The organism is Stenotrophomonas sp. WED208 (genome assembly GCF_040984485.1).
GTDB lineage: Bacteria > Pseudomonadota > Gammaproteobacteria > Xanthomonadales > Xanthomonadaceae > Stenotrophomonas > Stenotrophomonas riyadhensis.
Map to the genome: position 1 here is coordinate 3,323,181 of NZ_JAZARB010000001.1, position 26,389 is coordinate 3,349,569.

Sequence of the window (26,389 nt, forward strand, 5' to 3'; positions counted from 1 at the left end):
TGCGTCGTACCTTCTGCACGCCCAACCCCAATCAAGGATTCCGCAGATGAGCCTGACCGACGAACTTCTCGCCAAATTGCAGGGCGCCCCGCTGCAGCAGGTGTCGCAGCAGCTCGGCATCAGCGATACCCAGGCTTCCGGTGCGATCAGCGCCGCGCTGCCGGTGCTGATGGGCGCGCTGGGCAACAACGCCTCGCAGCCGCAGGGCGCGCAGGCCCTGCTCGGCGCCTTGCAGAACAACCACAGCGGCCTGGACCTGGGCAGCGTGCTCGGCTCGGTGCTGGGCGGCGGTGGCGGCGGTGCCGCCAGCGACGGTGCCGGCATCCTCGGCCACATCTTCGGCGGCAGCCAGCAGAAGGTGGAAACCGGCCTCGCCCAGGCCACCCAGCTCGACAGTGGCCGCACCAGCCAACTGCTGCAGATCCTCGCGCCGATCGTGATGGCCTTCCTCGCCCAGCGCCTCGGTGGCGGCCAGGCCGATGCCGGCTCGCTCAGCCAGGCGCTCGGCCAGGAAAAGCAGCAGGTTCAGCAGCAGGGCGGCATCGCCGGCGGCCTGCTCGGCAGCGTGCTGGACCAGGACGGCGACGGCCAGTTCGGCATGAGCGACCTGCTCAAGCTCGGCGGCAACCTGCTGGGCGGCAAGCGCTGAGGCAAGCGGGCGCCGGAACTGGTCCGGCGCCCCGTTACCTACAACGCGTCGATATCGCCCAGCGCACGGATCAAGCGCCGGGCGCGCTTGTCCGGCTTGTGTTCCGGCGGTTGGAAACCATCGCGTGCGGCGATGCGCAGTGCACGCTGTTCGGCACGGCGTGCCTTCGAGGCCTCGCTCTCTGCATACAGCTGCTGCGCCGCCGGCGCAGGCCCACGCTGATCGCTCAGCCCCAGCACCTGGATCTCGAAATGTTCCTCGCCGCGGTCGACCTGCAGCTGCTCACCGACGCGCACCGCGCGTGAGGATTTCGGGCGCTGCCCGGCGACGCTGACCTTGCCGGTTTCGATGGCCTGCTTGGCCAGGCTGCGGGTCTTGAAGAAGCGGGCCGCCCACAGCCAGATGTCCAGGCGGACACTGGGCGACAGCGGGGAAAGCTCGGGCATTGGTGCGTGCTACTCCGGTGGCTTGTTCAGGGGACGCGGGTTGTCCGGATCGGTGCGGCAACCGCTGCCCCCGATCAGGGTGGGTACGCCGGCAGACAGATCCTGGCGCTGGCTGCCAACCAGGCACTCGGGGCGGTCGGTCGGCCGCACCTGGGTATCGCCCAGCCGGTCACCTGTCGAACATGCGGCCAGTACGGCGCCGATCAAGGCCAGCGCCAGGCTCCGCTTCACCTGCAGTCGTTGATGCATTGCCACATCCCGCAAACCGGCTTGGTGCTAGTGTGCGCCTCCCGGGATTCGATCACCACTCCATGGCCAAAGCGCCGCTTGACCTGACCTCCGGCCCGATCGGCCGCAATCTCCTGCTGTTTTCCCTGCCGATCCTGGCGGGCAACATCGCGCAATCGCTGAACGGTTCGGTGAATGCGGTCTGGGTCGGGCGCTTCCTCGGCGAGGCGGCACTGACCGCCACCGCGAACGCCAACAACATCATGTTCTTCCTGATCGGCTCGGTGTTCGGCTTCGGCATGGCCTCGACCATCCTGATCGGACAGGCCATCGGCGCACGTGACATCGCGCAGGCGCGGCGCGTGGTCGGCACCAGCGCCACCTTCTTCATCGGCCTGTCTGTGATCATCGCCATCGCCGGCTGGTTCATGGCCCATCCGCTGCTGGCGGCGATGGGCACGCCGGCCGCCTCGCTGCCATTGGCCGAGGCCTACCTGCAGATCATCTTCCTGGCGATGCCGACGCTGTACGCGTTCGCCTTCCTTACCGCCGCACTTCGCGGTGCCGGTGACTCGCGCACGCCGTTCCGTTTCCTGATGGTGTCGGTGGCACTGGACATCGTGCTGAACCCGGTCCTGATCTTCGGCATGGGGCCGTTCCCCGCGCTGGGTATCGCCGGCTCGGCCTGGGCCACGCTGGTCGCGCAGACGCTGTCGCTGGCCGGCCTGCTGCTGTACATGCGGCACAAGCGCCACACCCTGTGGCTGGGCCGCGCCGACATGCGCCTGTTCAAGCTCGACATGACCATCCTCAAGGCGCTCGTGATCAAGGGCGTGCCGATGGGCCTGCAGATGGTGCTGATCTCGCTGTCGGTGATCCTGCTGATGACCATGGTCAACCAGTACGGCACCGACACCGGCGCCGGTTACGGTGCTGCCCTGCAGCTGTGGAACTACCTGCAGATGCCGGCGATGGCGATCGGCGCGGCGTGCTCGTCGATGGCCGCGCAGAACGTCGGCGCGCAGCGCTGGGATCGCGTGCGCGGCACCGCACGCCAGGGCGTGCTGTTCAACTTCCTGCTTACCGGCGCGCTGATCCTGCCGCTGGTGGTGTTCGATCGCCAGCTGCTGGCGCTGTTCCTGCCACCGGCCAGCCAGGCGCTGGACATCGCCCGCCACCTCAACCACGTGGTGATCGGTTCGTTCCTGTTCTTCGGCGTCAGCTTCGTGATCTCCGGCGTGGTGCGCTCCACCGGCGCGGTGATTCCGCCGCTGCTGATCCTGGCCGGCTCGCTGTGGGGCGTGCGCGTGCCGTTCGCCGAACTGCTGCAGCCGTACTGGGGCGCCGATGCGATCTGGTGGAGCTTCCCGGTCAGCTCGCTGGTGTCGATGCTGCTGTCGCTGGCGTATTACCGCTGGGGCGGCTGGCGCAAGGCGAAGATGATCGGCAAGCCCTCGCATGCCGAAGAACTGGCCACGCCGTCAGAGATCCCCGCCTGCCCACCGTCGCCGGTGGCCGACCCGGATGCGGCGACGCTGCGGTAGTGCCGGCCGCTGGCCGGCAACCTCAAACCTCTCCGGAAGCATCGTGCAACAGCCGGCCAGCGGCCAGCTCTACCGCTTCTTCGTTTTGGCAGCGTTGAACTTGGCCGCCTCGCGCAGCAGTGCCTTCAACGCCGCGGCATTGGGCATCGCGCCTTCATGGATGTCGATCGCACGTCGCGTGTTGCCCTCCAGGCTGGCGTTGAACAGACCCTTCGGGTCCGCCAGCGCGGCACCGTTGGCAAAGGTCAGTTTCACCGCCTGCTTGTAGGTTTCGCCGGTGCACAGGATGCCGTTGTGCTCCCACACCGGTGTACCGCGCCACTTCCAGGTTTCCTGCACGTCGGGCAGCGCCTCATGGATCAACGCACGCACACGTGCCAGGGTTTCACCACGCCAATCCCCCAGCTCGGCGATGCGCGCGTCGATCAGTTCGGCCGCCGGTGTTCCGGCATCGGCAGGGTTCGGTGCATGTGTGGCCATCATCGGCTCTCGTTGGCAAGGGGATCGGAACGGTGCGCTTACATTCGCTCGCCGGGTAATGCCGCGGCCTGGCGCACCCAGTCGAGGAGCTGTGCTTCATCCAGCACCCCATCCTGTGCAATGTGCAGGTATCGCGTATCGGCGCTCCGGGAAGGCTCGGGCGGCACCGGCGTCAGTGCAGCGCCACGGAAGAACGCCACCTTGATGTAGCGGGTGAAGCAATGGAAGCTGAGAAACCAGCCTGCGCCCGGCGCCACCGCATACATCGGCGAATTCCACTTCACGGCCTTGTGCACGCCAGGCACCGCCTGCACGATCAGCGCATCCAGCTGTACTCCGATCGGCCGCTTCCAGTCCGGCATCGCCGCGATATAGGCCTGCACCGGGGCATCGCCCTCGCCCTTGGCAATCTGCGGATTGCCGCCGGACAGCAGCGTGGGCGCGGCGGAAGGTGCGGTTCGCTTGGCAGGCATCGCACGGCACGTCCATCAGGATGAAACCGCAGCCTAGCTCGGCTCGCACCTGCCGGTCACGGCGCGGTGCGCCATCGGATCAGTCCGCCTGCCGCGCCCGGAACTGCCGCCAGTCCGGCAGCTTGCGGTGGCGGCGCAGCGAGCGCATCAGCGCCGCCATCACCACACCGAACAGGGCACCGGCCAACAGTCCGGCCGCCAGCAGCAGGGCCAGCGGGCGCTCGCTGCCCTGCCACAGCATCAGCCACATCAGCGCGGTCCAGAACAGCCCGAACAGCAGGCCCTGTACCAGCGCATTGGTGCCGAAGCCGGCCAGGATCGGCGGTGGCAGCGCGATGCCCATGCGCCACAGCACACGATGCAGCAGCGGCGCCGACTGCACGCGCGCCAGCCCCTTGCCGTCCAGGAAGCGCAGCGCCGACTGGATGACAGCGGGATAGTGCCGGTTGATGTCGTTCATCACCCGATCGTGGCCGATGCGGTGCCGGAAACGCAAACGGCCACCCGAAGGTGGCCGTCGCGGCAACAACCGAAGTTGTTTATCAGGCCTTTTCGGCCAGACGGGCAGCCTTGGCGGCAGCTGCGGCAGCCAGGTCTTCCTTGATGCGGGCAGCCTTGCCTTCCAGGCCACGCAGGTAGTACAGCTTACCGGCGCGGACCTTACCACGACGCTTCACTTCGACCGAGTCGATGATGGCGCTGTGGGTCTGGAACACGCGCTCGACGCCGTAGCCGTGCGAGATCTTGCGGACGGTGAACGAGGAGTTCAGGCCGGCGTTCTTGGTGGCGATGACAACGCCTTCGTAGGCCTGCACGCGCTCGCGGCTGCCTTCCTTCACCTTCACGTTGACGACAACGGTGTCGCCCTGGCTGAACTTCGGCAGTTCACGGGTGATCTGGGCGGATTCGAATTCCGCGACGATGGACTTGTTCAGCTTGCTCATGGGTTACACCGATTCTTGTTCGGGTGGGCGTGTCGTATCGACAACGTAGGCTCATGCAGTCACCGGACTGTGCTGCACGTTTGTTTTGGGTACTGCGCGCGCCGGCCGGGGCCGACGGGAATTGGCCATGATAGCCGATAACGCCAGCCCTGCGCTAGGGGCTGGCCTTGTGTTTCCGGGCCTGACGGCCCTGCTCCAGCAGCTTGCGGTCGGCCTTGCCCAGCGCCTGTTCATCCAGCAGGTCCGGGCGCCGCTGGGCGGTACGGACCAGCGACTGCTGGCGGCGCCAGGCCGCGATGGCCGCGTGGTTGCCTGAGCGCAGCACATCCGGCACGTCACCCAGCGGGTGCTGGGCCGGCTGGCTGTAATGCGGGCAGTCGAGCAGGCCGAGGTCGCCCTCGAAGCTGTCCTGCGCCGCCGATTCCGCGTCGTTCAGGGCACCGTCCTGCAGGCGGGCCACGGCGTCGATGATCACCGCCGCGCCCAGCTCGCCACCGGACAGTACGTAGTCGCCGAGGGAGATTTCCTCGTCGACATTGGCCTCCAGGAAACGCTCGTCGATACCCTCGTAGCGGCCGCAGAGCAGGACCATGCGCGGCAGTGCCGCCAGTTCCCGCACCTTGGCCTGGGTCAACGGCGCACCCTGCGGGCTGAGGTAGATCACCCGCGCAGGGGTCGGATCGGCATCACGGATCGCCTGCAGGCAGGCCTGCAGCGGCTCGATCAGCATCACCATGCCGGGGCCACCGCCGAACGGACGGTCGTCCACCCGGCGGTAGTTGCCTTCGGCGTAATCACGGGGGTTCCAGCCATGCAGGCTGAACAACCCCTTCTCCTGCGCGCGCCCGACCACGCCCAGTCCAGCGGACTGGGCGAGGAACTCGGGGAACAGGGTGATGACGTCGAAACGCATGCTCACACTCAGAACTCGGGATCCCAGTCGACCACGACCAGGTTGGCCTCGAAGTCGACCGACTTGACGAAGTCCGGCTGCACGAACGGAATCATCCGCTCGCGGTCACCACGGACCACCACCACGTCGTTGGCGCCGGTGCTGAACAGGTGCGAGACCTGGCCCAGGGCAACGCCCTCGGTGGTCTTCACGTCCAGGCCTTCCAGGTCCACCCAGTAGTACTCATCGGGCTTCGGCGGCGGCAATGCACTGCGGGCCACGTAGATCTCGGTGCCGTGCATCGCTTCGACGGTATCGCGGTCCTCGACGCCGGGGAAACGGGCGACCAGGTGCTTGCCGCTGTCGCGGCCGCGTACACCTTCAATCGTGGTTTCCACGCCGGACGGGCTGCGCACGATCCACGGCTGGTAACGGAAAATGGCGGAACGTGGCTCGGTCCAGGACTCGAGCTTGATCTCGCCGCGCACACCAAAAGCGCCGACAACCCTGCCCAGCAGGATGCGGCGCTCGATATCTTTCATCTGCTTCAACCAAGAGGGCCACGCCGAAGCGTGGCCCGTCAGGATCAGGCCGCAGCGGCCTGGGACTTGGTCGCTTCCTTGATCAGGTTGCGGACCTTGTCGGTCGGCTGGGCGCCGTTCTTGACCCAATGGTCAACGCGGGCCAGGTCCAGCTCGATGCGCTTCTCGGCGCCCTGGGCGACCGGGTTGTAGAAGCCAACGCGCTCGATGTTGCGGCCGTCGCGCGCGCTGCGCACGTCGGTGACGATGATGTGGTAGAACGGACGCTTCTTGGCGCCGCCGCGGGTCAGTCGAATCTTGACCATGGTGTTTTTCCTATTGCCCAGTCGCCAGGATGGCGAGGTAAGCGGGCGATTATAGCGGCAGAGCCCGGCCGAGCCAACCCCCAAGGATGGCCTACCTTCACGGTAGCGCCGGGCCATGCCCGGCGGTATTCGTTCAGCAACGTGATGAATCTCCAGCTGACCCCGCCGACGTCCCCAAGGCAGTAACGTCAGAGTGCTCCAGTGACAGGCTCCCGATGCAAGTCCAGCACGTCCATCTCCTGCTGCTGCAGCAGGTCATCAAATGCTTCGCTGCCAATCCGCTCGACAAGTTGTCGCTCGGATTCGTGGATGGCGATGCACTGCAGCCAGTTGATTGCCACCGGCGGGAACTGTAGTCCCGGGAACCTGGCGTCATTCCAGAAGAAGGGCGGCACCAGATAGACGTGCGGCATCCGGGTCGATGGGAAGTAGTCCTGCAGGATGTCCGGAATCACGCTACCAGGCCGCACCGCCGTGCGATCACGCATGATCGCGAAAGCCGTCGAGGCGACGACGTTGTCCCAATGCAGCGCGTCCTGTTCTGCACACGCGCACAGCTCGACGCGGGTTTCCAGTTCGTGACCCTCCGCATGACGTAAAACAAAATCCGACAGGCCGATGGAGGAGATGGACTTCAGCCCTGTTTCCGGAGAGCTGAACGTCGTGAGGATATCGACCGAACGCTGGCGATGATCATCGTGAAAGGCCTGGACCATGGGCCGCCCCTCACCGCCCATGATCTTGATTGTGTGCATCGCTACCGCGCGATGCTGCTCGGTGACCGTGCCCATATCTGATTGGAACTCCTGAGTGTTGTTCGCTGCGGAAGCATCCGCCGGGCATGGCCCGGCGCTACCCGCTACAACGCTTCAAGGTAGCGCCGCGTCATGCCGAAGGACCGGCAGCCCGCGCGCCTCGTTCAGGAAAGCGGCTGCCACGGCACGCCCGCCAGCACTGCCCGGCCCTGTTCAGCCAGCGCCTCCGAGCCGGGCAGGACATGCCCGTCAATGGCCTCCAGCGCCCATAGGCCGCTGGCGTTGCAGGCGAAGGCCGCCTTCACACCGGCCAGGGCCGCCCGCGGGAGGGGCCGGGTGACCTGCAGGCCGGGCCAGTGCTGCTTCAGCAGGCTCTCGGCGGTACCCCGCAGGGCGGGGGCGCGCGGCCAGAGCAACTGGTGACCGTCGTGCACGGCCAGATTCCAGGTCGTGCCTTCGCTGATGCAGTCGTCGCTGCCGACCAGCAAGGCATCGTCAAAGCCCCCGCCCATCGCCGCGCGACGCTCGGCAAACAGTCCAAACGTACCGACGTGCTTGATCTGCGGCAGCTCGCGCTGCCACACCACGCTACGCACCCGCTTTGGTGCGACCAGCGCCACCGGTGCAGACACGGCCACAAGAACGTCCACCGGTACCGTCGCCAACGGATTGCGGAAATCGAAGCGGCGCGAGTACACCGTCACCCGCAGCGAGGCATCGGCCAGGCCGGCCTGCTGCAGCGCCTGCGCCATCCAGTCCCGCACCTGCGCCGCGTCCAGTTCGCTGCCGAACAGTTCGCGCGTGGCCTGCGACAGCCGCGCCAGATGCAGGTCCAGCCCCTGCACCGCACCACCCCGCACCTGCAGCGAGGTGAAGTGGCCATAGTTGACCAGTGCAGGCAGCAGATCCTCCACCTGCGCCAGCCGGCCGTTGCAGGTCAGCGTCATCGCAGCAGCGCCTGCGCCTGCTGCCACATGCCACGCAACACGTCAGTGGCCGGCTGTGCCGGTGCCATCCACGCCGACTGCCCGGCCCAGGCCTGCATCGCCGCCAGACGATTTTCCTGCACGGCCTGCCTGCGCATCGGCGCGGTCAGACCGCGCTGCACCGGGTACGGGCGTGGCGCCGGTGCACCTTCTGCAGCCGCAGCGCGCACATAGGGGGTCGCCAGGCCACGGCCGAGGCGGCCGCTGAAGGCGCGGGTCGGCCAGGTATCTTCCGGTTCGCTGGCGGCCAGCCCATCAGCCCACGCCGAGGCGATCGCTGCTTCGGGCGTGCGCAGGAAGGCCGTGCCGATCTGCACGGCGCTGGCCCCCAAGGTGAGTGCGGCAGCAATGCCACGGCCGTCGGCGATACCGCCGGCGGCGATCACCGGAATCTGCAGGTGATCGGCCAGGCGCGGCAACAACGCAAACAAGCCGACCAGCTGGCGCTCGGCCATCGCCGGATCGAACGCGCCGCGATGACCACCGGCCTCCACACCCTGCGCCACCACCGCGTCTGCACCGGCGTCCTGTGCCGCGCGCGCTTCGGACAGGGTGGTCGCACAGGCGATCCAGGCAATGCCGGCGTCCTTCAGCTGCTGCACGTGGCGCGGCAGCAGCACGCCCATGATGGTCGAGGCCACCGCCGGGCGCGCGGCCAGCAGCGCGGCGAACTGTTCTTCGAAATCGGCGGGCGTGGCGTCGGCAGCGCTGGCCGGCACGTCCGGGCCCCACTGCGCAAGGAAGGCGCGGCTGGCGGCTTCAGCGGCGACATCACGGGTCGGTGCCGGGTCCGGCACCCACAGGTTCACCTGTGCGGGGCCCGTCGAGGCAGCGCGGAAGTCATCCATCCAGTGGCCGATATCGGCCGATGACGACAGCACTGCGCCCATCGCCCCCATGCTGCCGGCATTGGCCAGCGCAGCCGACAACGGCACCGGGCAGGCGCCGGCCATCGGGGCCAGCAGGATCGGAAGCTGCAATGAAAAACGCCGACAGAAGGTGTCGGCGCGTTCAAGGATCGGCGATGCGTTCACGCGACATACCTGTGGGAGAAGTCACCACCCAGCATACGCCAGTCGCCGCGACCGGATCCGTAGACCCGGTCGCGCAAGGATCAGCGCGCCACCACCGCGTAGGTGCGCACCAGCTGGCTGTCCATTTCCTCGTTGAACTGGAAGGTCACGTAACGCGCGTCGTCTGCGGCGAACTCCACCTCGGCCGCTGCGCGGCCGATCTCGGTGCCCTCTGCGTCCAGCGCGCGCGCCACCAGCTTGCCCTTGAAGGCCTTGTCGGCCACCACATACACCGCCGCTTCCTTGGAACCCATGCCGCGGCTCTTGCCCAGGGTCACGGTCAGGCCATGTGCGGCCAGGCCCGGATCGGCCTGCAGCGTCACGTTCATGCGCTTGTCCACGCCTTCGCCCAGGCCGGCGACGAAATCGGCCGCCGTGCCACTGATGGCACTGCCGGCCTTCTGCGATACGGACGTGTCGTCCTTGCATGCGGCCAGCGCCAGCACCAGCGCCGCTACCACGATCATCTTGTTCATGAGCATTCCCTTGTCAGATCAACACGTAGTCAAGCAACAGGGGGCTGGCCACGCAAGTGCCGGTCCCGGCACCTGCGCCCTCTCCCCCTTTCAGACATCAACGGAACGGCATGCCGCGGCCGCCCATGGCGCCCATCATGCCCTTCATGCTGCGCAGCATGCCCTTCATGCCGCCGCCGGCCATCTTGCTCATCATTTTTTCCATCTGCATGTACTGCTTCATCAGCTTGTTGACGTCGGCCGGAGTCACGCCCGAGCCCCTGGCGATGCGCGCGCGGCGCGAGCCATTGAGCAGGTTCGGGTTGCGCCGTTCCTTCTTGGTCATCGAGCCGATGATGGCGATCATGCGCGGCACTTCCTTGCCCTGGCTGACCTGCTGCTTCAGATGGTCCGGGATGTTGCCCAGGCCCGGCAGCTTGTCCATCAGGCCGCCAATGCCGCCCATGTTCTGCATCTGCTCGAGCTGGTCACGCATGTCGTTCAGGTCGAACTTCTTGCCCTTGGCGACCTTCTCGGCCAGCTTGGCGGCCTTGTCCTTGTCGACCTGCTGCTCGACCTGCTCGACCAGCGACAGCACGTCGCCCATGTCGAGGATGCGGCTGGCGATACGGTCCGGGTGGAACACGTCCAGGCCTTCCGGCTTTTCGCTGACACCCACGAACTTGATCGGCTTGCCGGTGATGTAGCGCACGCTCAGCGCGGCACCGCCACGGGCGTCACCGTCGGTCTTGGTCAGCACCACGCCGGTCAGCGGCAGCGCATCTCCGAAGGCCTTGGCGGTGTTGGCCGCGTCCTGGCCGGTCATGGCGTCGACCACGAACAGGGTTTCGGCCGGGTTCACCGCAGCATGCAGGGCCTTGATCTCGGCCATCATCGCTTCGTCGATGGCCAAGCGGCCGGCGGTATCGACCAGCAGCACGTCGACGAACGACTTGCGCGCGTCGTCGATGGCGGCGCGGACGATGGCTTCCGGCTTCTGGTCGGCACTGGACGGGAAGAACAGCACGCCGACCTGCTCGGCCAGGGTCTTCAGCTGCTCGATCGCGGCCGGGCGGTAGACGTCGGCCGAGACCACCATCACCTTCTTCTTGCGCTTTTCCTTCAGGTGCTTGGCCAGCTTGCCCACCGTGGTGGTCTTGCCGGCGCCCTGCAGGCCTGCCATCAGGATGATGGCCGGGGCCGGAACGTTGAGGTTCAGGTCGCTGGCTTCGGCGCCCATCACCGCGGTCAGCTCGTCGCGCACGACCTTGATCAGGGCCTGGCCCGGGGTCAGCGACTTCAGCACTTCCTGGCCGACCGCGCGCACCTTGATGCGCTCGATCAGGGCCTGCACCACCGGCAGCGCAACGTCGGCTTCGAGCAGCGCGATGCGGACCTCACGGGTGGCCTCGCGGATGTTCTCCTCGGTCAGGCGGCCGCGGCCACGCAGGCGCTCGATGGTGCCGGAAAGGCGCTGGGTCAGGGACTCGAACATACGGTACGACCTGTCTGAAAACGGGGGACAATAAGGCAGACAGTATAACGGGTCCGCCACGCCTGCCGGACTGCGACGCCGCGGCCGTCGCCACCACCGCGGGGGTATGCGAAACTGCAACGATGACAATCGTTCTCATCGCCGTCCTGCTCTACCTGGCTGCCAGTACCCTGCTGGTGCGCGCGCTCGGCCGCGATGAAAGCACCGGCTCCCCCATCTGGCTGTGGCCCGCCCTGCCGGCGATGCTGCTGCATGGCGGCTACCACGTGATGGTGGCGATGCGCACCAACGGCGGGCCGGACATGCACTTCTTCGCCGCGCTGTCGCTGGTCGGCCTGGGCATGGCCTGGCTGACCTCGCTGGTCGGCGCGCGCGGGCGGATGTCGGCACTGGGCGTGGTGGTGTTCCCGTTGGCCGCGGTACTGCTGCTGGCCTACCACGGCTACGGCCACGAACCGAGCAAGGTGCTGGGCTGGCGCCTGGCCAGCCACGCCTGGCTGGCGCTGCTGGCCTACGCGACGTTGAGCATCGCCGCGCTGCTGGCGATCATGCTGTGGCTGCAGGAACGCGCCCTGCGCCGCCGTGAATTCCGGCCGTGGCTGCGTGCCCTGCCGCCGTTGGCGGACCTCGAATCCCTGCTGTTCCGGGTGATCACTGTCGGCTTCGCGCTGCTGACCCTGACCCTGGTCACCGGCGTGCTGTTCGTCGACGACCTGCTGGCGCAGAAGCTGGTACACAAGACCGTGCTGAGCGTGCTGTCGTGGATCGTGTTCGGCGTGCTGCTGATCGGCCGTCGGCGCTATGGCTGGCGCGGCATGAAGGCGGTGCACTGGACGCTGGCGGCGATGCTGTTGCTGCTGCTGGCGTTCTTCGGCAGCCAGTTCGTGATCGAACTGGTGTTCGGGCACACGCGATAGGCGGTGTGCCGACCAACGGTCGGCACCCACCCCGGTAGTGCCGGCCGCTGGCCGGCACCAGGGCCGCACCCTGCGTGGATGCCGCAGAAGGTCAGGGCACCGGCTGGGCCAGGATCTTCCGTACCGAACGGCCGCTGTTGGTGAGGATGTCATCGACCTGCCAGCAGCCCTGCCCCTGGCGCACCATCGGCAGGCGGGTCACGTAGGCCTTCTTCCATACCGAATAGCGCATCTCGACCTGGCCGGCAGTCGCCGATGCCTCTTTCCAGCTGTAGCGCACCGGACTCTCGATGTCGCCATCCTGCGCATCCAGCCAGGGGTCGGAATCGATCGTGCAGATGCCCTCTTCGCGTACCTGGCAGGCGCGTTCGCCGCGCAGCGCCTTGCCAAAGGCCGGGCTGACCAGTGCCGCCGGCGGCTCCAGCAGGTCGCCATCGCCCGTCGTTGCCTCGTAGAAGGCACGGGCCACGGCGGTGGGCTCCTGGCAGGCGGGCGCAGCCTGCGCGATGGGGGCCAGCAGCAGGCCGATGATCACGAACATCCCAGTCTTTCGCATGTATTTCTCCTTGAGGTAGTGCCGGCCGCTGGCCGGCAACACAGGATCTCATGGCGTTGCCGGCCAGCGGCCGGCACTACCCGAGACCAGGCTTACAACCCGTAACGCTCGATCACATCCAGGTGCGGCTGGCGATCCTGGTCACACGCCTCGGCCAATCGCAGCCAGCAATGCGGATACAGCCATTTCGCGGTCTCCTGCTGCAGGAAGCGGTGCAGCGCCAACGGCGCATGGTCCTGCGGCTGGGCAACCGTGAACAGCAGGCCCGGCAGCGTGCCCTCCTCCATATCCGGATCGGTCACGGTGTAGTCCGCACGGCTGTGCGACCACACCTTCCAGCCCTGCGCTTCGGCCGCTTCCACGAAGTCGTTCCAGGCCTCTTCGCCGGGATGCGCACCGTCGATCAACCAACTGCGGGCGAAACCACCACGCTCCAGCACATGCACCTGCGCATAGGTCGGGATGAAGTGCTCACGCGCCTCTTCCTCCTCCGGCGCCGGATGTACCAAGGCAGCATCGAACACCACCCAGTCACCGACCTGCTGGGCGCGGTTGGCCGGCGCGTTCTCGACGATGCGTGCGGTCACCGGGCCGCTGCGACGGGCGTAGTACTCCATCGGCTCCCCGTCTTCTTCACTACGGATGATCACCCAACCCCACGGCTCTTCGACCACGCCCTCCTGGCTGGACAGTTCCATGCCGATCGCTGCCGCCGAGCGGCGCACCGCGTCCCAGTCGCATGCGGCGCTGGCCGCACTCATGTGATCCCAGTGCGCGGCGTTGGGTTCTTCCAGCAGCTCAGCCAACTGCGCATAGCAGGCCTGTGCCTCGCTGAAGCGGCCGGTTTCCATGTACATCCGCGCCAGCGTGCCACGCGCGCCGTGCGAACCCGGCGACGCCGCCAGCAACGCCTGCGCGGCCTGCTCCAGTGCCGGCCAGTCGGACACGCGACGGGCACGCTGCACCTCGCACCAGTGCGCGAACACCGGCACGCTGCCACGATAGAGATCAGCCAACTGGCGCAGGCCGGCATCGTCGCCCTGCTCGGTCAGCCAGCGCATCAGCGTGTAGGCCGCAGGACCGTCATCCTGCGCATGTGCGCGCACGAAGCGCCACAGCAACGCACGCGCTTCCACCTGCGCACCGCAGGCGCCCAACGCGGAGGCCGCCATCTCGGCCAGTGCTTCATCATCCGGCAGCTCGGCATGCGCCTGCAGCAGCCATTGCGCCTCACGCTCGGGGTCACGCACCTGGTTCTGTTCGCCCTGCGTCTCCAGCCATGCCAGCAGCTCGCCGGCCGGCACCGGCAGCGGTGCCACGTCCGGCAATGCATCGATGCGCGCGGCCAGGCCGGCCACCAGCGCAGCCGCCCCACGATCCTGGCGCAGCTGCGCCAGATGGGCCCGTGCCAGTTCCAGCTGGCGCTGTGCCACCCAGCGTGCACCACGCTGCAGGGCCAACTCCAGGCTCAGCGCAGCGACTTCGATCAGCAGGCGGTGCGAGCCAACCTCGGCAAAGTGCTCGATGATGGTGTTGAAGCGCGTCCCCAGATCCCAGGTATTGCGTGCGGAATCGCGCCGGCACAGCGCTGCGGCGGTGTTCGCCCACAGCCGCCAGTAGGTAGGCGTCAGTTCGCTCCACGGTACCAGCTGCTGCAGCGCCTCTTCATCGCGGCCCAACTGGGCCAGCGCCCACGCCTTGGACAGGCGGCGCGGCACCGTGCAGTTGGCCGGTTCGTACTCTCCGGACGCGGCGACCTCGGCCTCGCGCTTCTCGATCAGCACCAGCGCTTCTTCGGCGCGGCCCATGCCCAGCAGGATCTTGATCTGCATCTCCGGGAAGCTGTCGAACACTTCCTTGCCGCAGGCCTCGATCGCATCCGACTGCACCTGCAGGTAATCCAGTGCCTCCTGGCCGCGGCCGTCATCGAGCAGCGCATCGGCCTTTTCGCAGCTCAGGCACTGGAAGCAGGCCCAGCTCGGATCGATGCGGCCCAGCGTTTCGTCGCAGACCTCGATGCGCTCCGGCACCCAGCCGGGACCATCGATGTTGCCGTAGCAGGCGGCCAGGTCCTGGGTCACGCAGATCGACTGCGGGCACTCCAGCGTGTCCTCACGATGCGCGCGCTCGAACAGCGCCACGGCTTCACCCAGCGCGCTCTCGCCTTCGACGCGATTGCCGACGCGGTTGCGCAGCGCCCAGTGGCCGACGTAGACGTCGACCCACGGGTTGTCCAGCGCCTTGCCCAGCGCACGCGCTTCGGGCAGCAGTGCGTCGACGCGGTCGACACGCAGTTCGCTCACCTCGTCGGCGAGACGGTTCAGCAGGTGCGCGTTCTGCGCCTGGCCGGCCTGGCGCAGATCTCCCTGCAGTTTTTCGACCCAGTTCCAGATGTCCATGGGGTAAGTGCTCCTGTCTAGCGAAGGCTGGATGAGAGGGTGCGGTGCTCAGCGCAGCATCTGCTGCAGGGCACCGGCAATATCGGTAAAGGCGCCGTTGAGATCCGGGCCGGGCGTGGCGGTCGCGCGGGCCAGCGGACGGCCTTGCGCGGCGACGATGATCTTCAGTGAGCGCAGCAGGCGTGCTGCGGCTTCGGCCTGCGGGTGGCCGTCGCGCTGGGCGCGCAACAGCGCCTGCACCGCCGGGTTGTCGAGGTTGAGGTACAGCCGCGAGGGTGCGCGCGATTCGATGCGTGCTGTGAACTGACGCGCCAGGCGCAGCGCCGCCATTGAAACGCGCTTGTCGTTCTCATCGTCTTCGAGGCGCTGCTTCAGCTCGGCCTCGCGGTCGGGCACCACCACCACCGGCAGCGACTCAGGACTGAAGCGTGCTGGCAGCAATTGTTCGCCATCACCCAACTGCTCGCGCAGCCACGCCAGCTGCGCCTCGTCGAGGCTGTCATCGCTGCGGAACAGCGCACGGTTGCCCTGTTCGGTCCCCAGTTCAACCAGGCGCAGGCCCTTGGCCTGGGCCCAGCGCCGCAGGAACGGCACCACGGCATAGCGATGGCCATGCGCGACCGGCACGCCCATCGCGCGGAACAGCATTTCCTCGAAGCCGCCGCCGTTGTCGAGGATCACATGCACGGCACCGCGTGCGGGCAGTGCGCTGGCCGGCAGGTCGCCCTGCGAGGTCGGCACGCGCACGTGTTCCAGCAACAGGTCGAACAGGCGGTCATCGCACAGCGCCGCACCCAACAGCGCCTCGTTGTGGCGGCTCAATACACGTCGCCACGCTTCCGGCTGCTGCCGCGCGACGTCGGCCAGGCCGTCGATCAGCGCCTCCAGCAACGCATGCTGCACGGCGCGGTACTGGTCATCGCGCTGCAGGTCTTCGCGGCTGGCGGTGGGCGTGAGCCGCGAGGATTCGATCACCCCGCCGATGAAGCCCGCCCACGGCGGCAGCAGGTCACGCGCATCGTCGTCCAGCAGCATGCCGCGCACGAACACCGACAGGTTGCGGTTGTCACTGGTGCCGTAGGTGGCACCGTCCTGCACCCACAACAGACCGGTGGCATCGCTGCTGCCATCCGCACGCAGCGGCAGGGTGACGATCGGCTCGAAATCATGTTCGAAACGCGCCGCGAATTGCAGCGCCTGGCGACGCGCCTGCACCGGATGCAGGGCCACATCGCCCTGGCCGCGCCACGGCGGCGGCTCGGGGTTCAGCGCCTCGCCCGCAGCACCGATGAAGATCGGCTCGGACAGCAGCGCGCAGTAGCGACCCAGCACCTCGTGCAGGCGCGCCTCGTTGGCCAGCGGCAGGAAGTCCGGATGCAGCTCCAGCTCCACCTTGGTGCCGACCGCGCGTGCCGGCATTTCGCTGACGGTGTACTGCTCGGCGTTGCTGGACACGTACAGATGGCCCAGTTCCGGCGTCTGGTAAGAGGTGGTGCGCACGCTGACCCGGCGCGCCAGCACGAAGGCCGACAGGAAGCCGAGGCCGAACATGCCGATCAGGCCCTCATCGTCCTCGCCGCCCTGGCGCAGGCCACGGGTGTAGCCGACGCCGACGGTGGCCAGGTAATCGTGGATCTCCTGGCGGGTCAGGCCGGCGCCGGTATCGATGATGCGCAGCACGCCGGCACCGGCATCGACCTGTACCGCGATGCGCGAGGGCACCTCGACGCCGGGCTGCTCGATGCGGCGGCGGATGATCGAGTCGTGCGCGTTCTGCACCAGCTCACGCAGTGCCACCACCGGGGTGGAATACAGGTGCTTGCCCAGCACCGTCATCAGTCCATTGAGATCGACCCCGGCGCGACGGATTTCGGCGTTGGGGGCGGTGAGCGCGGTGTCCTGCATGTAATCGTTTACTCCGGGGCACGGAAAGGCGCCAGAGGGCGCCTTCGTCGAGCGGGAAAAACTAGCACAGGGAGGCTGACCGTTGCCGTGTCGGCCGCCGTATTCCACGTGCGCGGTGGTGACGCCGGGCCATGCCCGGCGCGATCACGCCGCGTCGATGGCCTCGGACAGGCGCTCCACCGCGATCACTTCCATACCCTTCACCGAACCGCCCTTGGGCGCATTGGCCTTGGGTACGATGGCGCGCTTGAAGCCATGGGTGGCGGCTTCGCGCAAGCGGTCTTCGCCATTGGGCACCGGTCGGATCTCGCCGGACAGACCAACCTCGCCAAACGCAATCGTCTTTTCCGCCAGCGGCCGGTCCTGCAGCGAGGACAGCACCGCCAGCAACACCGGCAGGTCGGCAGCGGTCTCCTGCACGCGGATGCCGCCGACGACATTGACGAACACGTCCTGGTCGCCGACCAGCACGCCGCCGTGGCGATGCAGCACCGCCAGCAGCATGGCCAAGCGGTTCTGCTCCAGGCCGACCGCGACACGGCGCGGGTTCGACAGCGGCGACGCATCCACCAGCGCCTGCACTTCCACCAGCAGCGGCCGGGTACCCTCGCGGGTGACCATCACGCAGCTGCCCGGCTGGTGGGTGCTGCCGCCGGACAGGAAGATCGCCGACGGATTGGAGACTTCCTTCAGGCCCTTGTCGCCCATCGCGAACACGCCCAGCTCGTTGACCGCACCGAAGCGGTTCTTGAACGCGCGCAACAGGCGGAAGCGGCTGCCACTCTCGCCTTCGAAGTACAGCACCGCATCGACCATGTGTTCGAGCACGCGCGGGCCGGCGATACCGCCCTCCTTGGTCACGTGGCCGACCAGGAACACGGCGGTGCCGGTCTCCTTGGCGAAACGCACCAGCCGCGCCGCGCTCTCGCGCACCTGGCTGACCGAGCCGGGCGCGGCGGTCAGGCTCTCGGTCCACAGGGTCTGCACGGAGTCGGCCACGATCAGCCGTGGGCCGGCCTTGGACGCATGCTGCAGGATCGACTCGACGCCGGTCTCGGCCAGCGCGTTGACACCGTCCAGCGGCAATTCCAGCCGGTGCGCGCGCCCGGCCACCTGGGCCAGCGACTCCTCGCCCGTGACGTACAGCACCGGCAGCTCGGCCGCCATCTTCGCCACCGCCTGCAGCAGCAGGGTCGACTTGCCGATGCCCGGATCGCCACCGACCAGCACCACCGCGCCCTCGACCAGGCCACCGCCCAGCACGCGATCGAACTCGCCGATGCCGGTCGAGACACGGCGATGCTCGGTCTGCTCCACGTCCTTCAGGGCGGTGATCTTCGGCGGGTCGATCTTGCCGGCCCAGCCGGCCCGGCGCGAGGCCGGCGCCTTGGCCGCCGCCGCGCTCTCCAGCACGATTTCCGACAGCGAGTTCCAGGCGTTGCACTCGGTGCACTGGCCCTGCCACTTGCTGAATTCGGCGCCGCATTCATTGCAGACGTAGGCGGTGCGGGCTTTTGCCATCGGATGATTTCCAGCAACGGGAACAGGCGTGGCAGGATAGCCGAGCCGGGTCGCAGGTGCTGCGACCGCTCAAGTCCCGCCCACCCGCGCCGATAGCTGTCGCGGGCGTGCGCCTTGCGGGCGCCCCTCCCTCCCCCTCTGGATTCAACATGACTGGCAGTTACAGTCAGAGCCTGGTCGCCATCTCCCTGCTGGTGGCCATTCTTGCCTCGTACACGGCGCTGGACATGGCCGGCCGCCTGGCCACGGCCGAAGGCCGCGTGGCCCGCTGGTGGCTGGCCGGTGGTGCGGCGGCGATGGGCCTGGGCATCTGGTCGATGCACTTCATCGGCATGCTCGCCTTCGACCTGCCGATCCCGGTCGGCTACGACCTGGGCATCACCCTGTACTCACTGGCAGTCTCGATCGGCGCCTCGGCCTATGCACTGTGGCTGGTGTCGCGGCCCAGCCTGCCGTGGCGACGATTGCTGGCCGGTGCCGTGCTGATGGGCCTGGGCATTGCCACCATGCACTACCTCGGCATGGCGGCGATGCGCATGCAGCCGGGCATCGACTATCACCCTGGATGGTTCGCCGCCTCCATCGCGGTCGCCATCGGTGCAGCCGGCGCGGCGCTGTGGATCGCCTTCCGCCTGCGTGCCGAGCAGCGCAACACCATGCGCCTGCGCGCACTGGCCTCCCTGGTGATGGGCCTGGCCATCGTCGGCATGCACTACACCGGCATGGCCGCCGCACGCTTCCCCGAAGGCAGCATCTGCGGTGCGGTCGGCAGCGGCGGCATCGACACGCGTTGGCTGGCGGTGCTGGTGATCGTCACCACCGTGGCCACGCTGGGCATCGCCCTGGTGGCCTCGCTGTTCGACCGGCAGATGCGCGTTCGCACCGGGCTGCTGGCCGATTCGCTGGCGCACGCCAACGACAAGCTGATCCAGGCCGCCCTGCATGACCCGCTGACCCAGCTGCCCAACCGCATGCTGCTGCAGGACCGCATCGAGCAGGCCATCGAGAAGGCGCGCCGCCGTGGCCGCGCCGTGGCGGTGATGTTCTGCGACCTGGACGGCTTCAAGGCGGTCAATGATGCCTATGGCCACCAGCTCGGCGACCGTCTGCTGGTGGCGGTGGCGCAGCGCATCGGCGGCCTGCTGCGGCCACAGGATACGTTTGCCCGTCTCGGCGGCGACGAGTTCGTGATCGTGCTGGCCATCGATATTCCCGACGATGCGGTGGTGGTGGCCGAGCGCATCATCGCCGCTGCCGGCGAACCGTTCACGCTGGATGCGGCCGAGCTGCAGGTCAGTGCCAGCCTGGGCATCGCCCTGTACCCGGATGACGCCAGCAACGAGCGCGAGCTGATGGCGCACGCCGATGCGGCGATGTACCACACCAAGGAAACCGGCCGGAACGGCTATACCTTCTTCACCCCCTCGATGCAGCTCAGCGCCAACCGCCAGCTGCGCCTGCTGCAGGACCTGCGCAAGGCCATCGCCCGCGACGAGCTGGTGCTGCACTACCAGCCCAAGTTCCCTGCCGCCGGCGCACCGGCCACCGGCGCCGAAGCGCTGCTGCGCTGGCAGCATCCTGAGCTGGGCCTGCTGGCGCCGGATGTGTTCATTCCCATCGCCGAACGCAGCGGCCTGATCCTGCCCATCGGTGACTGGGTACTGGACCGTGCCTGTGCACAGCTGCGTGCCTGGCACGACGCAGGGCACAGCGAATGGTCGATGGCGGTGAACCTGTCACCGTTGCAGTTCGCCTCGCCGGCGCTACTGGACAGTGTGCGCGAGGTGCTGCAACGGCACCGGATCGACCCCTCGCGGCTGACCCTGGAGATCACCGAGACCACGGCAATGAAGGACGTCGATGCCAGCCTGGCGATCCTCAACGACCTGACCGCGATGGGCGTGCACATCGCCATCGACGACTTCGGCACCGGCTATTCCAGCCTGCTGTACCTGAAGCGCATGCCGGCCACCGAACTGAAGATCGACCGCGCGTTCGTACACGACCTGGAACGCAATGACGAAGACGCCGCCATCGTTTCATCGATCATCGCGCTGGGCCGCACCCTGCAGCTGCAGGTGGTGGCCGAAGGCGTGGAGACCCAGGCACAGCGCGAATACCTGAGCGAGCTGGGCTGCGACCAGTTGCAGGGTTATCACCTGGGGCGGCCGATGGAGCCCGAGGAGTTCCTGCGCCGGGTGGGGTGAGGCCCCGGTTTCGGGGTCGGATCCCTTGCCGCGGGCAAGGGCTCTGACTCCATCCACGCAACCCCATCCACGCGTGGCCTGGATCTACCGGCCCCCGGGGTCAGAGCCCTGGCCTGCGGCCAGGGATCCGACCCCATCCACCTGCCAACAAAAAGGCCGCCCGAGGGCGGCCTTTCTGCGTGGCAACGTCGCGCGGACGTCAGTGCATCATGTGCACGTTCATGTTGTGCATGACCCACAGGGTGCCGATCACGATGATGCCGATCACCACCACGGTGAAGGCTGCAGCGTTGACGTTCCAGCGGCTTTCCGAAGAGCGGTCCAGGTGCAGGAAGAACACCAGGTGGACCAGCATCTGCAGCACCGCGGTGACCGCGATCACCACACCGTTGACGGTGCGCGAGAAGTCGCCCGACATCACCATCCAGAACGGGATGACGGTCAGCACCACCGCCAGCACGAAGCCGATCAGGTAGGACTTGACGCTGCCGTGGCTCTCGCCGCCGGCGGCGTGGTCGTGTGCATGGTTGTCATGTGCCATTACAGCGCTCCATTGAGGTAGACGACGGAGAACACGCCGATCCAGATCAGGTCCAGGAAGTGCCAGAACAGGCTCAGGCACGCCATGCGGGTCTTGTTGGTCGGGGTCAGGCCGTACTTCTTCAGCTGCACGAACATCACCAGCAGCCACAGCAGGCCGGCGCTGACGTGCAGGCCGTGGGTACCGACCAGGGCGAAGAACGCCGACAGGAAGGCACTGCGGTCCGGACCGTAGCCCTGATGGATCAGGTGCTGGAACTCCCACACTTCCATGCACATGAAGCCGAAGCCCAGCAGCCAGGTGATGCCCAGCCACAGGTACATCTGGCCCATCTGCTTGCGGTGCATGGCGATCATGCCCAGGCCGAAGGTCAGCGACGAGGTCAGCAGCAGCGCGGTTTCCCACGCCACGAACGGCAGCTCGAACAGGTCCTTCGCGGTGGGACCACCATCAGTACCGCCGGACAGCACCACGTAGGTGGCGAACAGCGAGGCGAAGATGAGGCAGTCGCTCATCAGGTACACCCAGAAACCGAAGACGGTGTTGCCGCCGGTGTCGTGGTGCTCGTGGTCGTCATGGCCATGGGCCGCCGCATGCGCGGCGTGCCCGTGGCTCAGGGTCGAGGTATTGGTGCTCATGCCTTCAGCTCCGACTTCACCAGGCCCTGGTTTTCCAGGTGCTTGCGGTGTTCGTTCTCGATGCGTTCCACCTCGGCGGCCGGGACCCAGTAGTCCACGTCCTGATCGAAGGTGCGGTAGATGAACGTGGCGATCATGCCGACGAAGCCGACGATGGCCAGCCACCAGATGTGCCAGATCATCGCGAAGCCGAACACCAGGCTGAAGGCACCGATGACAACGCCCGTGCCGGTGTTGCGCGGCATGTGGATGTCGGTGTACTTGGCCGGCTTCGGCCAGGCTTCACCACGCTGCTTGCGCTCCCAGAAATCGTCCAGCTCGGTGACTTCCGGCAGGGTGCCGAAGTTGTAGAAGGCCGGCGGCGAAGAGGTTTCCCACTCCAGCGTACGGGCATCCCACGGGTCGCCGGTCAGGTCGGCAGTCTTCTTGCGGTCGCGGATCGACACGGCCACCTGGATGATCTGGCACAGGATGCCGGCACCCACGATGAAGGCACCTGCAGCGGCCACCAGCAGCAGCGGCTCGTAGGCCGGGTTGACGGTGCTCTGCAGACGACGGGTCATGCCCATGAAGCCCAGCACGTACATCGGCATGAAGGTCACGTAGAAGCCGATGAACCAGCACCAGAACGCGCACTTGCCCCAGAACTCATTGAGGCGGAAGCCGAACATCTTCGGCCACCAGTAGGTGATGCCGGCGAACATGCCGAACACCACGCCGCCGATGATGACGTTGTGGAAGTGGGCGATCAGGAACAGGCTGTTGTGCAGCACGAAGTCGATGGCCGGGATCGCCAGCATCACGCCGGTCATGCCGCCGATGGTGAAGGTGACCATGAAGCCGATGGTCCACAGCACAGGCGTGGTGAACTGCACGCGACCGCGGAACATGGTGAACAGCCAGTTGAAGATCTTCACGCCGGTCGGGATCGAGATGATCATCGTCGTGATGCCGAAGAAGGCATTGACGTTGGCACCCGAGCCCATGGTGAAGAAGTGGTGCAGCCACACGATGAACGACAGCACGCCGATGCAGGCGGTGGCGTAGACCATGCCCTTGTAGCCGAACAGCGCCTTGCGCGAGAAGGTCGCGATGACTTCGGAGAACACACCGAACGCCGGCAGGACCAGGATGTACACCTCCGGGTGGCCCCAGATCCAGATCAGGTTGATGTACAGCATGGCGTTGCCGCCACCGTCATTGGTGAAGAAGTGCGTACCCAGGTAACGGTCCAGGGTCAGCAGCACCAGGGTGATGGTCAGCACCGGGAAGGCAGCGACGATCAGCACGTTGGTCACCAGGGCGGTCCAGGTGAACACCGGCATCTGCATCAGCTTCATGCTCGGGGTGCGCATCTTGAGGATGGTGATGAAGAAGTTGATACCACTGAGCGTGGTACCCAGGCCCGCCACCTGTAGACCCCAGATGTAGTAGTCCATGCCGACGCTTGGACTGTATTCGATGCCCGACAGTGGCGGGAACGCCAGCCAGCCGGTGGCAGCGAACTCACCGATCCACAGCGACAGCATGATCAGCACCGCACCGGACACGAACAGCCAGAAGCTGAGCGAGTTGACGAACGGGAACGCGACGTCGCGCGCACCGATCTGCAGCGGCACGGCCAGGTTCATCAGGCCGGTGATCAGCGGCATCGCCACGAAGAAGATCATGATCACGCCGTGGGCGGTGAAGATCTGGTCGTAGTGGTGCGGCGGCAGGTAACCCTCGGACCCGCCGACGGCGAGCGCCTGCTGGGTACGCATCATGATGGCGTCGGAGAAACCGCGCAGCAGCATGACGAAGGCGACGATGAGGTACATCACGCCGATCTTCTTGTGATCCACCGAGGTGAACCACTCCTTCCACAGATAGCCCCACAGCTTGAACTTGGTGATCAGGGCCATGACGCCCAGGCCACCCAGCACCGCGCCGACCAGGGTGGTCAGCACGATCGGATCGTGGGGGATCGACTCAATTGAGAGTTTACCCAACATGTTCATTCTCCCGAGCCCGCGTGGCCGGCGTGACCGGCGGCGGCGTGCTCGTCAGCAGTGTGTCCGGCGTGTTCGGCCGGAGCGGCGGCAGCGTCGGTGTGGCCTTCATGGCCCTCGTGACCTGCATGGGCATCGTGACCTTCAGCAGCGGCACCATCGGCCGGGGCCTTGTGCTCGTGCTTCATGCCGTAATGCTTGTTGTCGCCCATGTGCTTGGCGATGACCCAGTCGAACAGGCCTTCTTCGGTCTTGCCGAAGTAGGTGACCGGGTACCACTCGGCATTGCGTGCTTCACCCAGGGCCTTGAACGAGGCCTTGTCCAAGGTCTGCTCACCGGCACGGACCTGGTCCAGCCACTGGCGGTATTCGGCATCGGTAACCGAGTAGGCGGTGAAGTGCATCTTGGCGAAGCCGGCACCACTGTAGTGCGAGGACATGCCCGGGAATTCACCGGTCTCGTTGGCGATCAGGTGGAGCTTGGTCTCCATCGCAGCCATCGAGTAGATCATGCTGCCCAGGTGCGGGATGAAGAACGCATTCATCACCGAATCGGACGTGATCTTGAAGTTCAGCGGCGTGTTGACCGGGAACTTGATTTCGTTGACGACCGCCACCTTCTCTTCCGGATAGATGAACAGCCACTTCCAGTCCAGCGAGATCGCCTCGATGGTGACCGGCTTGACGTCCGAATCCAGCGGACGATACGGGTCCAGTGCGTGCGACGAGCGCCAGGTCAGGACCGCCAGCACCAGCACGATCATGCAGGGAATGGACCACACCACCACCTCGATCGCCGTCGAGTGGGACCACTTCGGCTCGTAGCGGGCCTTGGTGTTGGAGGCGCGATACTTCCACGCGAAGGTCAGGGTCATGATGATGACCGGGATGACGACCAGCAGCATGAGCACGGTGGCCGTGATCAGCAGGGTCTTCTCATCCTGGCCGATCTGGCCCTTCGGACTGAGGATGGCCACCGCATCGCAACCGGTGAGCATCACCAGCAACGACAGCAGCAGGCCCGGGCGCAACCAGCGCCCAAGGGTTTTCAACGGAATCATCGGTCGATCCAATTGCGAGGGAATGCCGTTCCCCGTCCTGCCTGTTCCGGCCAAAGCCGGTCCCACCGGTCCGGAAGACAGGTAGGGAGGTGGGGTCGAGTCAGCCTTTCAATTTTAGGCCGTCACCCACCATTTAAGAAAGGCATTGACAATGATCGAGCGCAGGAAAGGCCCGATTCTGGCTGCGACACGTTGTCGCACCGCGTGCTTGCCGGCTATCCCGCCGCACGGGCACGCAGCGTAGCATCGGGCCCAGCCACGCCAAAGCCACCTGACCGGCAAAGCCTGCTGAACACGTTCAGCAATGCACAGAAGGTCAGGACGGCCTGACTTCCCTGCACACCAGTTCAGCCAGTTCGCGACATGCGAAGAACAGCCCCTCGACCACGCCCTCATCCAGATGACGATCGGGCGTCGCCATGGATTCGCAGCGACTCGCCGCATGCAGCATCTCCACCGCCGTCAGCATGCCCACCGCCGCACGGTCGATCCTGGCCAAGGACTGACGGCGGCCGTCTGACAAGTTCTCTTCCGGCCATAGCATGCCATCGGACCCTTCGCCATCGCGGATGCGCTTGAGACACCCTTGGAAGGTGCTGAGATCAAAGGAGGGGTTGTTGTCGTCATTGATGGGTTCATCGACAGGGAATGGCGGAATCTTGCGAGTGGTCATGGCGTCGGCCTCCGTGGCTGTACTTAACAGCGCCACCGCGCGGAAGCGGGGTGGCGGACGGTGCGGGTTGCAAACCGGGACACATGCTATGCCGGCGAGTCCGAAGACCCCCACGCACCGCCCGCCATATAGGCCGACGAATTGCCAGCCGGTACCGCTTCAGAGCGGTACCGGCTGGCAAGCGTTTACAGCATGTGCTCGGGTTTGCACGCCCGGCCACCCTTTCCGGTGGCGCGCCATGTTGTTTACGCCTGCCCCTTCGATTCAATGAGAAAAATCCGAAAGGTTCGGATGCATCGAGAGAGCGATACGAATTGTTGCATGCACAGTACATGGCGGTGGACGACACGAGAAGACGCGCGCACGCCGATGTGACGGCAGCAACGACATACAGCGCCGCGAATGGCCCGGAGACCTTTGAGACCCGTGACATTTCCCGCTTACCAATAGTTGCATGAAGCGGTCTGATCGAATGGATGAACAGTTGGCGGCCCCGGGGAATTTGAAGCAACCGCCCGATGGGATGTGCAAAAAGCGACAGGTAGTTAGCGTCGGTCTTGCCAGTCATGGGCTGGCCTACTGGGCGGCCATCCTTCCATCCGGCGACCGTGGCCCCGCACTACCGACGCACGAACAGAAAAGCCCCGACCAGAATCGGGGCATTCGTTGCACGGGTGCGAGAAACAGAATTCGAGCCTATGACTCGCAGCTTG

General features: G+C 66.5%; 27 protein-coding genes. 4 read left to right on the forward strand and 23 right to left on the reverse strand.

Translation table 11 applies throughout. The features are described from left to right. Positions 1 to 46: 46 nt before the first annotated feature. A complete protein-coding gene (locus VPH47_RS15020) occupies positions 47 to 649 on the forward strand; it encodes a DUF937 domain-containing protein (RefSeq protein WP_049446404.1) in 603 nt (200 codons plus the stop codon). 38 nt (positions 650 to 687) lie between these two features. On the opposite strand, the gene VPH47_RS15025 is transcribed toward VPH47_RS15020, so the two are convergent. Together VPH47_RS15025 and VPH47_RS15030 are read right to left on the reverse strand one after the other, a co-directional pair. After that, positions 688 to 1,095 (reverse strand): RNA-binding S4 domain-containing protein, encoded by a 408-nt coding sequence (locus VPH47_RS15025; protein WP_110711637.1) that lies wholly within the window; start codon positions 1,093 to 1,095, stop codon positions 688 to 690. Positions 1,096 to 1,104: 9 nt separating this feature from the next. Further along, positions 1,105 to 1,344 carry a hypothetical protein gene (locus VPH47_RS15030; protein ID WP_368851148.1) on the reverse strand — a complete coding sequence of 80 codons (240 nt, stop codon included), beginning with the start codon at positions 1,342 to 1,344 and terminating at the stop codon, positions 1,105 to 1,107. Positions 1,345 to 1,406: 62 nt separating this feature from the next. Between VPH47_RS15030 and VPH47_RS15035 the strand changes: the two genes are divergently transcribed. Continuing rightward, positions 1,407 to 2,867 (forward strand): MATE family efflux transporter, encoded by a 1,461-nt coding sequence (locus VPH47_RS15035; RefSeq protein WP_368851149.1) that lies wholly within the window; start codon positions 1,407 to 1,409, stop codon positions 2,865 to 2,867. A 69-nt stretch (positions 2,868 to 2,936) separates the two neighbouring features. On the opposite strand, the gene VPH47_RS15040 is transcribed toward VPH47_RS15035, so the two are convergent. From VPH47_RS15040 to ffh, 12 genes are all read right to left on the reverse strand, one after another. After that, positions 2,937 to 3,347, reverse strand: a complete 411-nt coding sequence (locus VPH47_RS15040) for a DUF1801 domain-containing protein (RefSeq protein ID WP_368851598.1) — start codon at positions 3,345 to 3,347, stop codon at positions 2,937 to 2,939. A gap of 38 nt (positions 3,348 to 3,385) precedes the next feature. Continuing rightward, complete coding sequence (locus VPH47_RS15045) at positions 3,386 to 3,820, reverse strand: DUF1801 domain-containing protein (RefSeq protein WP_075675012.1); 435 nt, start codon at positions 3,818 to 3,820, stop codon at positions 3,386 to 3,388. A 79-nt stretch (positions 3,821 to 3,899) separates the two neighbouring features. Next, complete coding sequence (locus VPH47_RS15050) at positions 3,900 to 4,280, reverse strand: DUF6404 family protein (RefSeq protein ID WP_075675013.1); 381 nt, start codon at positions 4,278 to 4,280, stop codon at positions 3,900 to 3,902. Between the two features lie 82 nt (positions 4,281 to 4,362). Beyond that, the gene (gene rplS / locus VPH47_RS15055; RefSeq protein ID WP_005408597.1) at positions 4,363 to 4,764 is read right to left on the reverse strand and encodes a 50S ribosomal protein L19; all 402 of its coding nucleotides are present in this window, start codon (positions 4,762 to 4,764) and stop codon (positions 4,363 to 4,365) included. A 154-nt stretch (positions 4,765 to 4,918) separates the two neighbouring features. Next, entirely contained in the window at positions 4,919 to 5,677 is a 759-nt protein-coding gene (gene trmD / locus VPH47_RS15060; RefSeq protein WP_111112948.1) for a tRNA (guanosine(37)-N1)-methyltransferase TrmD, read from the reverse strand. 8 nt (positions 5,678 to 5,685) lie between these two features. Next, positions 5,686 to 6,198, reverse strand: a complete 513-nt coding sequence (gene rimM / locus VPH47_RS15065; protein WP_010483256.1) for a ribosome maturation factor RimM — start codon at positions 6,196 to 6,198, stop codon at positions 5,686 to 5,688. A gap of 44 nt (positions 6,199 to 6,242) precedes the next feature. Beyond that, positions 6,243 to 6,503 carry a 30S ribosomal protein S16 gene (rpsP, locus tag VPH47_RS15070; protein WP_005415733.1) on the reverse strand — a complete coding sequence of 87 codons (261 nt, stop codon included), beginning with the start codon at positions 6,501 to 6,503 and terminating at the stop codon, positions 6,243 to 6,245. Positions 6,504 to 6,691: 188 nt separating this feature from the next. After that, a complete protein-coding gene (locus tag VPH47_RS15075) occupies positions 6,692 to 7,294 on the reverse strand; it encodes a suppressor of fused domain protein (protein ID WP_368851150.1) in 603 nt (200 codons plus the stop codon). A gap of 128 nt (positions 7,295 to 7,422) precedes the next feature. Continuing rightward, a complete protein-coding gene (locus VPH47_RS15080) occupies positions 7,423 to 8,205 on the reverse strand; it encodes an aminotransferase class IV family protein (RefSeq protein ID WP_368851151.1) in 783 nt (260 codons plus the stop codon). Beyond that, positions 8,202 to 9,278: an NAD(P)H-dependent flavin oxidoreductase gene (locus VPH47_RS15085; protein ID WP_368851152.1), complete on the reverse strand. Its 1,077-nt coding sequence runs from the start codon at positions 9,276 to 9,278 to the stop codon at positions 8,202 to 8,204. The genes VPH47_RS15080 and VPH47_RS15085 overlap by 4 nt, the downstream gene beginning before the upstream one ends. An 80-nt stretch (positions 9,279 to 9,358) precedes the next feature. Further along, complete coding sequence (locus VPH47_RS15090; RefSeq protein WP_110711627.1) at positions 9,359 to 9,793, reverse strand: hypothetical protein; 435 nt, start codon at positions 9,791 to 9,793, stop codon at positions 9,359 to 9,361. A gap of 97 nt (positions 9,794 to 9,890) precedes the next feature. Next, the gene (gene ffh / locus VPH47_RS15095) at positions 9,891 to 11,267 is read right to left on the reverse strand and encodes a signal recognition particle protein (RefSeq protein ID WP_164160673.1); all 1,377 of its coding nucleotides are present in this window, start codon (positions 11,265 to 11,267) and stop codon (positions 9,891 to 9,893) included. A 122-nt stretch (positions 11,268 to 11,389) separates the two neighbouring features. Between ffh and VPH47_RS15100 the strand changes: the two genes are divergently transcribed. Then, the gene (locus tag VPH47_RS15100) at positions 11,390 to 12,184 is read left to right on the forward strand and encodes an inner membrane protein YpjD (protein ID WP_110711625.1); all 795 of its coding nucleotides are present in this window, start codon (positions 11,390 to 11,392) and stop codon (positions 12,182 to 12,184) included. A 91-nt stretch (positions 12,185 to 12,275) separates the two neighbouring features. On the opposite strand, the gene VPH47_RS15105 is transcribed toward VPH47_RS15100, so the two are convergent. The 4 genes from VPH47_RS15105 to radA form a co-directional block, all read right to left on the reverse strand. Beyond that, complete coding sequence (locus tag VPH47_RS15105) at positions 12,276 to 12,740, reverse strand: hypothetical protein (protein WP_180846358.1); 465 nt, start codon at positions 12,738 to 12,740, stop codon at positions 12,276 to 12,278. Between the two features lie 92 nt (positions 12,741 to 12,832). Beyond that, positions 12,833 to 15,139: a tetratricopeptide repeat protein gene (locus tag VPH47_RS15110; RefSeq protein ID WP_110711623.1), complete on the reverse strand. Its 2,307-nt coding sequence runs from the start codon at positions 15,137 to 15,139 to the stop codon at positions 12,833 to 12,835. A 48-nt stretch (positions 15,140 to 15,187) separates the two neighbouring features. Then, a complete protein-coding gene (locus tag VPH47_RS15115) occupies positions 15,188 to 17,044 on the reverse strand; it encodes an ATP-binding protein (RefSeq protein ID WP_368851153.1) in 1,857 nt (618 codons plus the stop codon). 144 nt (positions 17,045 to 17,188) lie between these two features. Beyond that, a complete protein-coding gene (gene radA / locus VPH47_RS15120) occupies positions 17,189 to 18,565 on the reverse strand; it encodes a DNA repair protein RadA (protein ID WP_014646395.1) in 1,377 nt (458 codons plus the stop codon). Between the two features lie 149 nt (positions 18,566 to 18,714). Between radA and VPH47_RS15125 the strand changes: the two genes are divergently transcribed. Then, the gene (locus VPH47_RS15125) at positions 18,715 to 20,772 is read left to right on the forward strand and encodes a putative bifunctional diguanylate cyclase/phosphodiesterase (RefSeq protein WP_368851154.1); all 2,058 of its coding nucleotides are present in this window, start codon (positions 18,715 to 18,717) and stop codon (positions 20,770 to 20,772) included. Between the two features lie 199 nt (positions 20,773 to 20,971). Here the strand turns inward: VPH47_RS15125 and cyoD are convergent, their stop codons facing one another. The 5 genes from cyoD to VPH47_RS15150 form a co-directional block, all read right to left on the reverse strand. Further along, entirely contained in the window at positions 20,972 to 21,313 is a 342-nt protein-coding gene (cyoD, locus tag VPH47_RS15130) for a cytochrome o ubiquinol oxidase subunit IV (RefSeq protein ID WP_014036396.1), read from the reverse strand. Beyond that, positions 21,313 to 21,951: a cytochrome o ubiquinol oxidase subunit III gene (cyoC, locus tag VPH47_RS15135; RefSeq protein ID WP_110711620.1), complete on the reverse strand. Its 639-nt coding sequence runs from the start codon at positions 21,949 to 21,951 to the stop codon at positions 21,313 to 21,315. The genes cyoD and cyoC overlap by 1 nt, the downstream gene beginning before the upstream one ends. Next, positions 21,948 to 23,945 carry a cytochrome o ubiquinol oxidase subunit I gene (cyoB, locus tag VPH47_RS15140; RefSeq protein WP_040008505.1) on the reverse strand — a complete coding sequence of 666 codons (1,998 nt, stop codon included), beginning with the start codon at positions 23,943 to 23,945 and terminating at the stop codon, positions 21,948 to 21,950. Before cyoB ends, cyoC begins: the two co-directional genes overlap by 4 nt. A 2-nt stretch (positions 23,946 to 23,947) precedes the next feature. Continuing rightward, entirely contained in the window at positions 23,948 to 25,003 is a 1,056-nt protein-coding gene (gene cyoA / locus VPH47_RS15145; RefSeq protein WP_075675026.1) for a ubiquinol oxidase subunit II, read from the reverse strand. A gap of 316 nt (positions 25,004 to 25,319) precedes the next feature. Then, on the reverse strand, positions 25,320 to 25,676 hold the full coding sequence (locus tag VPH47_RS15150; protein ID WP_368851155.1) for a hypothetical protein: 357 nt from the start codon (positions 25,674 to 25,676) through the stop codon (positions 25,320 to 25,322). Between the last annotated feature and the right edge of the window lie 713 nt (positions 25,677 to 26,389).

Coding starts and splice junctions, on each gene's coding strand:
- ffh (WP_164160673.1), bottom strand. CDS start 11,267: ATGTTCGAGTCCCTGACCCAGCGCCTTTCCGGCACCATCGAGCGCCTG.
- rplS (WP_005408597.1), bottom strand. CDS start 4,764: ATGAGCAAGCTGAACAAGTCCATCGTCGCGGAATTCGAATCCGCCCAG.
- VPH47_RS15040 (WP_368851598.1), bottom strand. CDS start 3,347: ATGGCCACACATGCACCGAACCCTGCCGATGCCGGAACACCGGCGGCC.
- rimM (WP_010483256.1), bottom strand. CDS start 6,198: ATGAAAGATATCGAGCGCCGCATCCTGCTGGGCAGGGTTGTCGGCGCT.
- rpsP (WP_005415733.1), bottom strand. CDS start 6,503: ATGGTCAAGATTCGACTGACCCGCGGCGGCGCCAAGAAGCGTCCGTTC.
- cyoD (WP_014036396.1), bottom strand. CDS start 21,313: ATGGCACATGACAACCATGCACACGACCACGCCGCCGGCGGCGAGAGC.
- cyoB (WP_040008505.1), bottom strand. CDS start 23,945: ATGTTGGGTAAACTCTCAATTGAGTCGATCCCCCACGATCCGATCGTG.
- cyoC (WP_110711620.1), bottom strand. CDS start 21,951: ATGAGCACCAATACCTCGACCCTGAGCCACGGGCACGCCGCGCATGCG.
- VPH47_RS15080 (WP_368851151.1), bottom strand. CDS start 8,205: ATGACGCTGACCTGCAACGGCCGGCTGGCGCAGGTGGAGGATCTGCTG.
- radA (WP_014646395.1), bottom strand. CDS start 18,565: ATGGCAAAAGCCCGCACCGCCTACGTCTGCAATGAATGCGGCGCCGAA.
- VPH47_RS15125 (WP_368851154.1), top strand. CDS start 18,715: ATGACTGGCAGTTACAGTCAGAGCCTGGTCGCCATCTCCCTGCTGGTG.
- cyoA (WP_075675026.1), bottom strand. CDS start 25,003: ATGATTCCGTTGAAAACCCTTGGGCGCTGGTTGCGCCCGGGCCTGCTG.
- VPH47_RS15030 (WP_368851148.1), bottom strand. CDS start 1,344: ATGCATCAACGACTGCAGGTGAAGCGGAGCCTGGCGCTGGCCTTGATC.
- VPH47_RS15100 (WP_110711625.1), top strand. CDS start 11,390: ATGACAATCGTTCTCATCGCCGTCCTGCTCTACCTGGCTGCCAGTACC.
- VPH47_RS15035 (WP_368851149.1), top strand. CDS start 1,407: ATGGCCAAAGCGCCGCTTGACCTGACCTCCGGCCCGATCGGCCGCAAT.
- VPH47_RS15045 (WP_075675012.1), bottom strand. CDS start 3,820: ATGCCTGCCAAGCGAACCGCACCTTCCGCCGCGCCCACGCTGCTGTCC.
- VPH47_RS15110 (WP_110711623.1), bottom strand. CDS start 15,139: ATGGACATCTGGAACTGGGTCGAAAAACTGCAGGGAGATCTGCGCCAG.
- VPH47_RS15025 (WP_110711637.1), bottom strand. CDS start 1,095: ATGCCCGAGCTTTCCCCGCTGTCGCCCAGTGTCCGCCTGGACATCTGG.
- VPH47_RS15020 (WP_049446404.1), top strand. CDS start 47: ATGAGCCTGACCGACGAACTTCTCGCCAAATTGCAGGGCGCCCCGCTG.
- VPH47_RS15050 (WP_075675013.1), bottom strand. CDS start 4,280: ATGAACGACATCAACCGGCACTATCCCGCTGTCATCCAGTCGGCGCTG.
- VPH47_RS15075 (WP_368851150.1), bottom strand. CDS start 7,294: ATGGGCACGGTCACCGAGCAGCATCGCGCGGTAGCGATGCACACAATC.
- trmD (WP_111112948.1), bottom strand. CDS start 5,677: ATGCGTTTCGACGTCATCACCCTGTTCCCCGAGTTCCTCGCCCAGTCC.
- VPH47_RS15150 (WP_368851155.1), bottom strand. CDS start 25,676: ATGACCACTCGCAAGATTCCGCCATTCCCTGTCGATGAACCCATCAAT.
- VPH47_RS15115 (WP_368851153.1), bottom strand. CDS start 17,044: ATGCAGGACACCGCGCTCACCGCCCCCAACGCCGAAATCCGTCGCGCC.
- VPH47_RS15105 (WP_180846358.1), bottom strand. CDS start 12,740: ATGCGAAAGACTGGGATGTTCGTGATCATCGGCCTGCTGCTGGCCCCC.
- VPH47_RS15090 (WP_110711627.1), bottom strand. CDS start 9,793: ATGAACAAGATGATCGTGGTAGCGGCGCTGGTGCTGGCGCTGGCCGCA.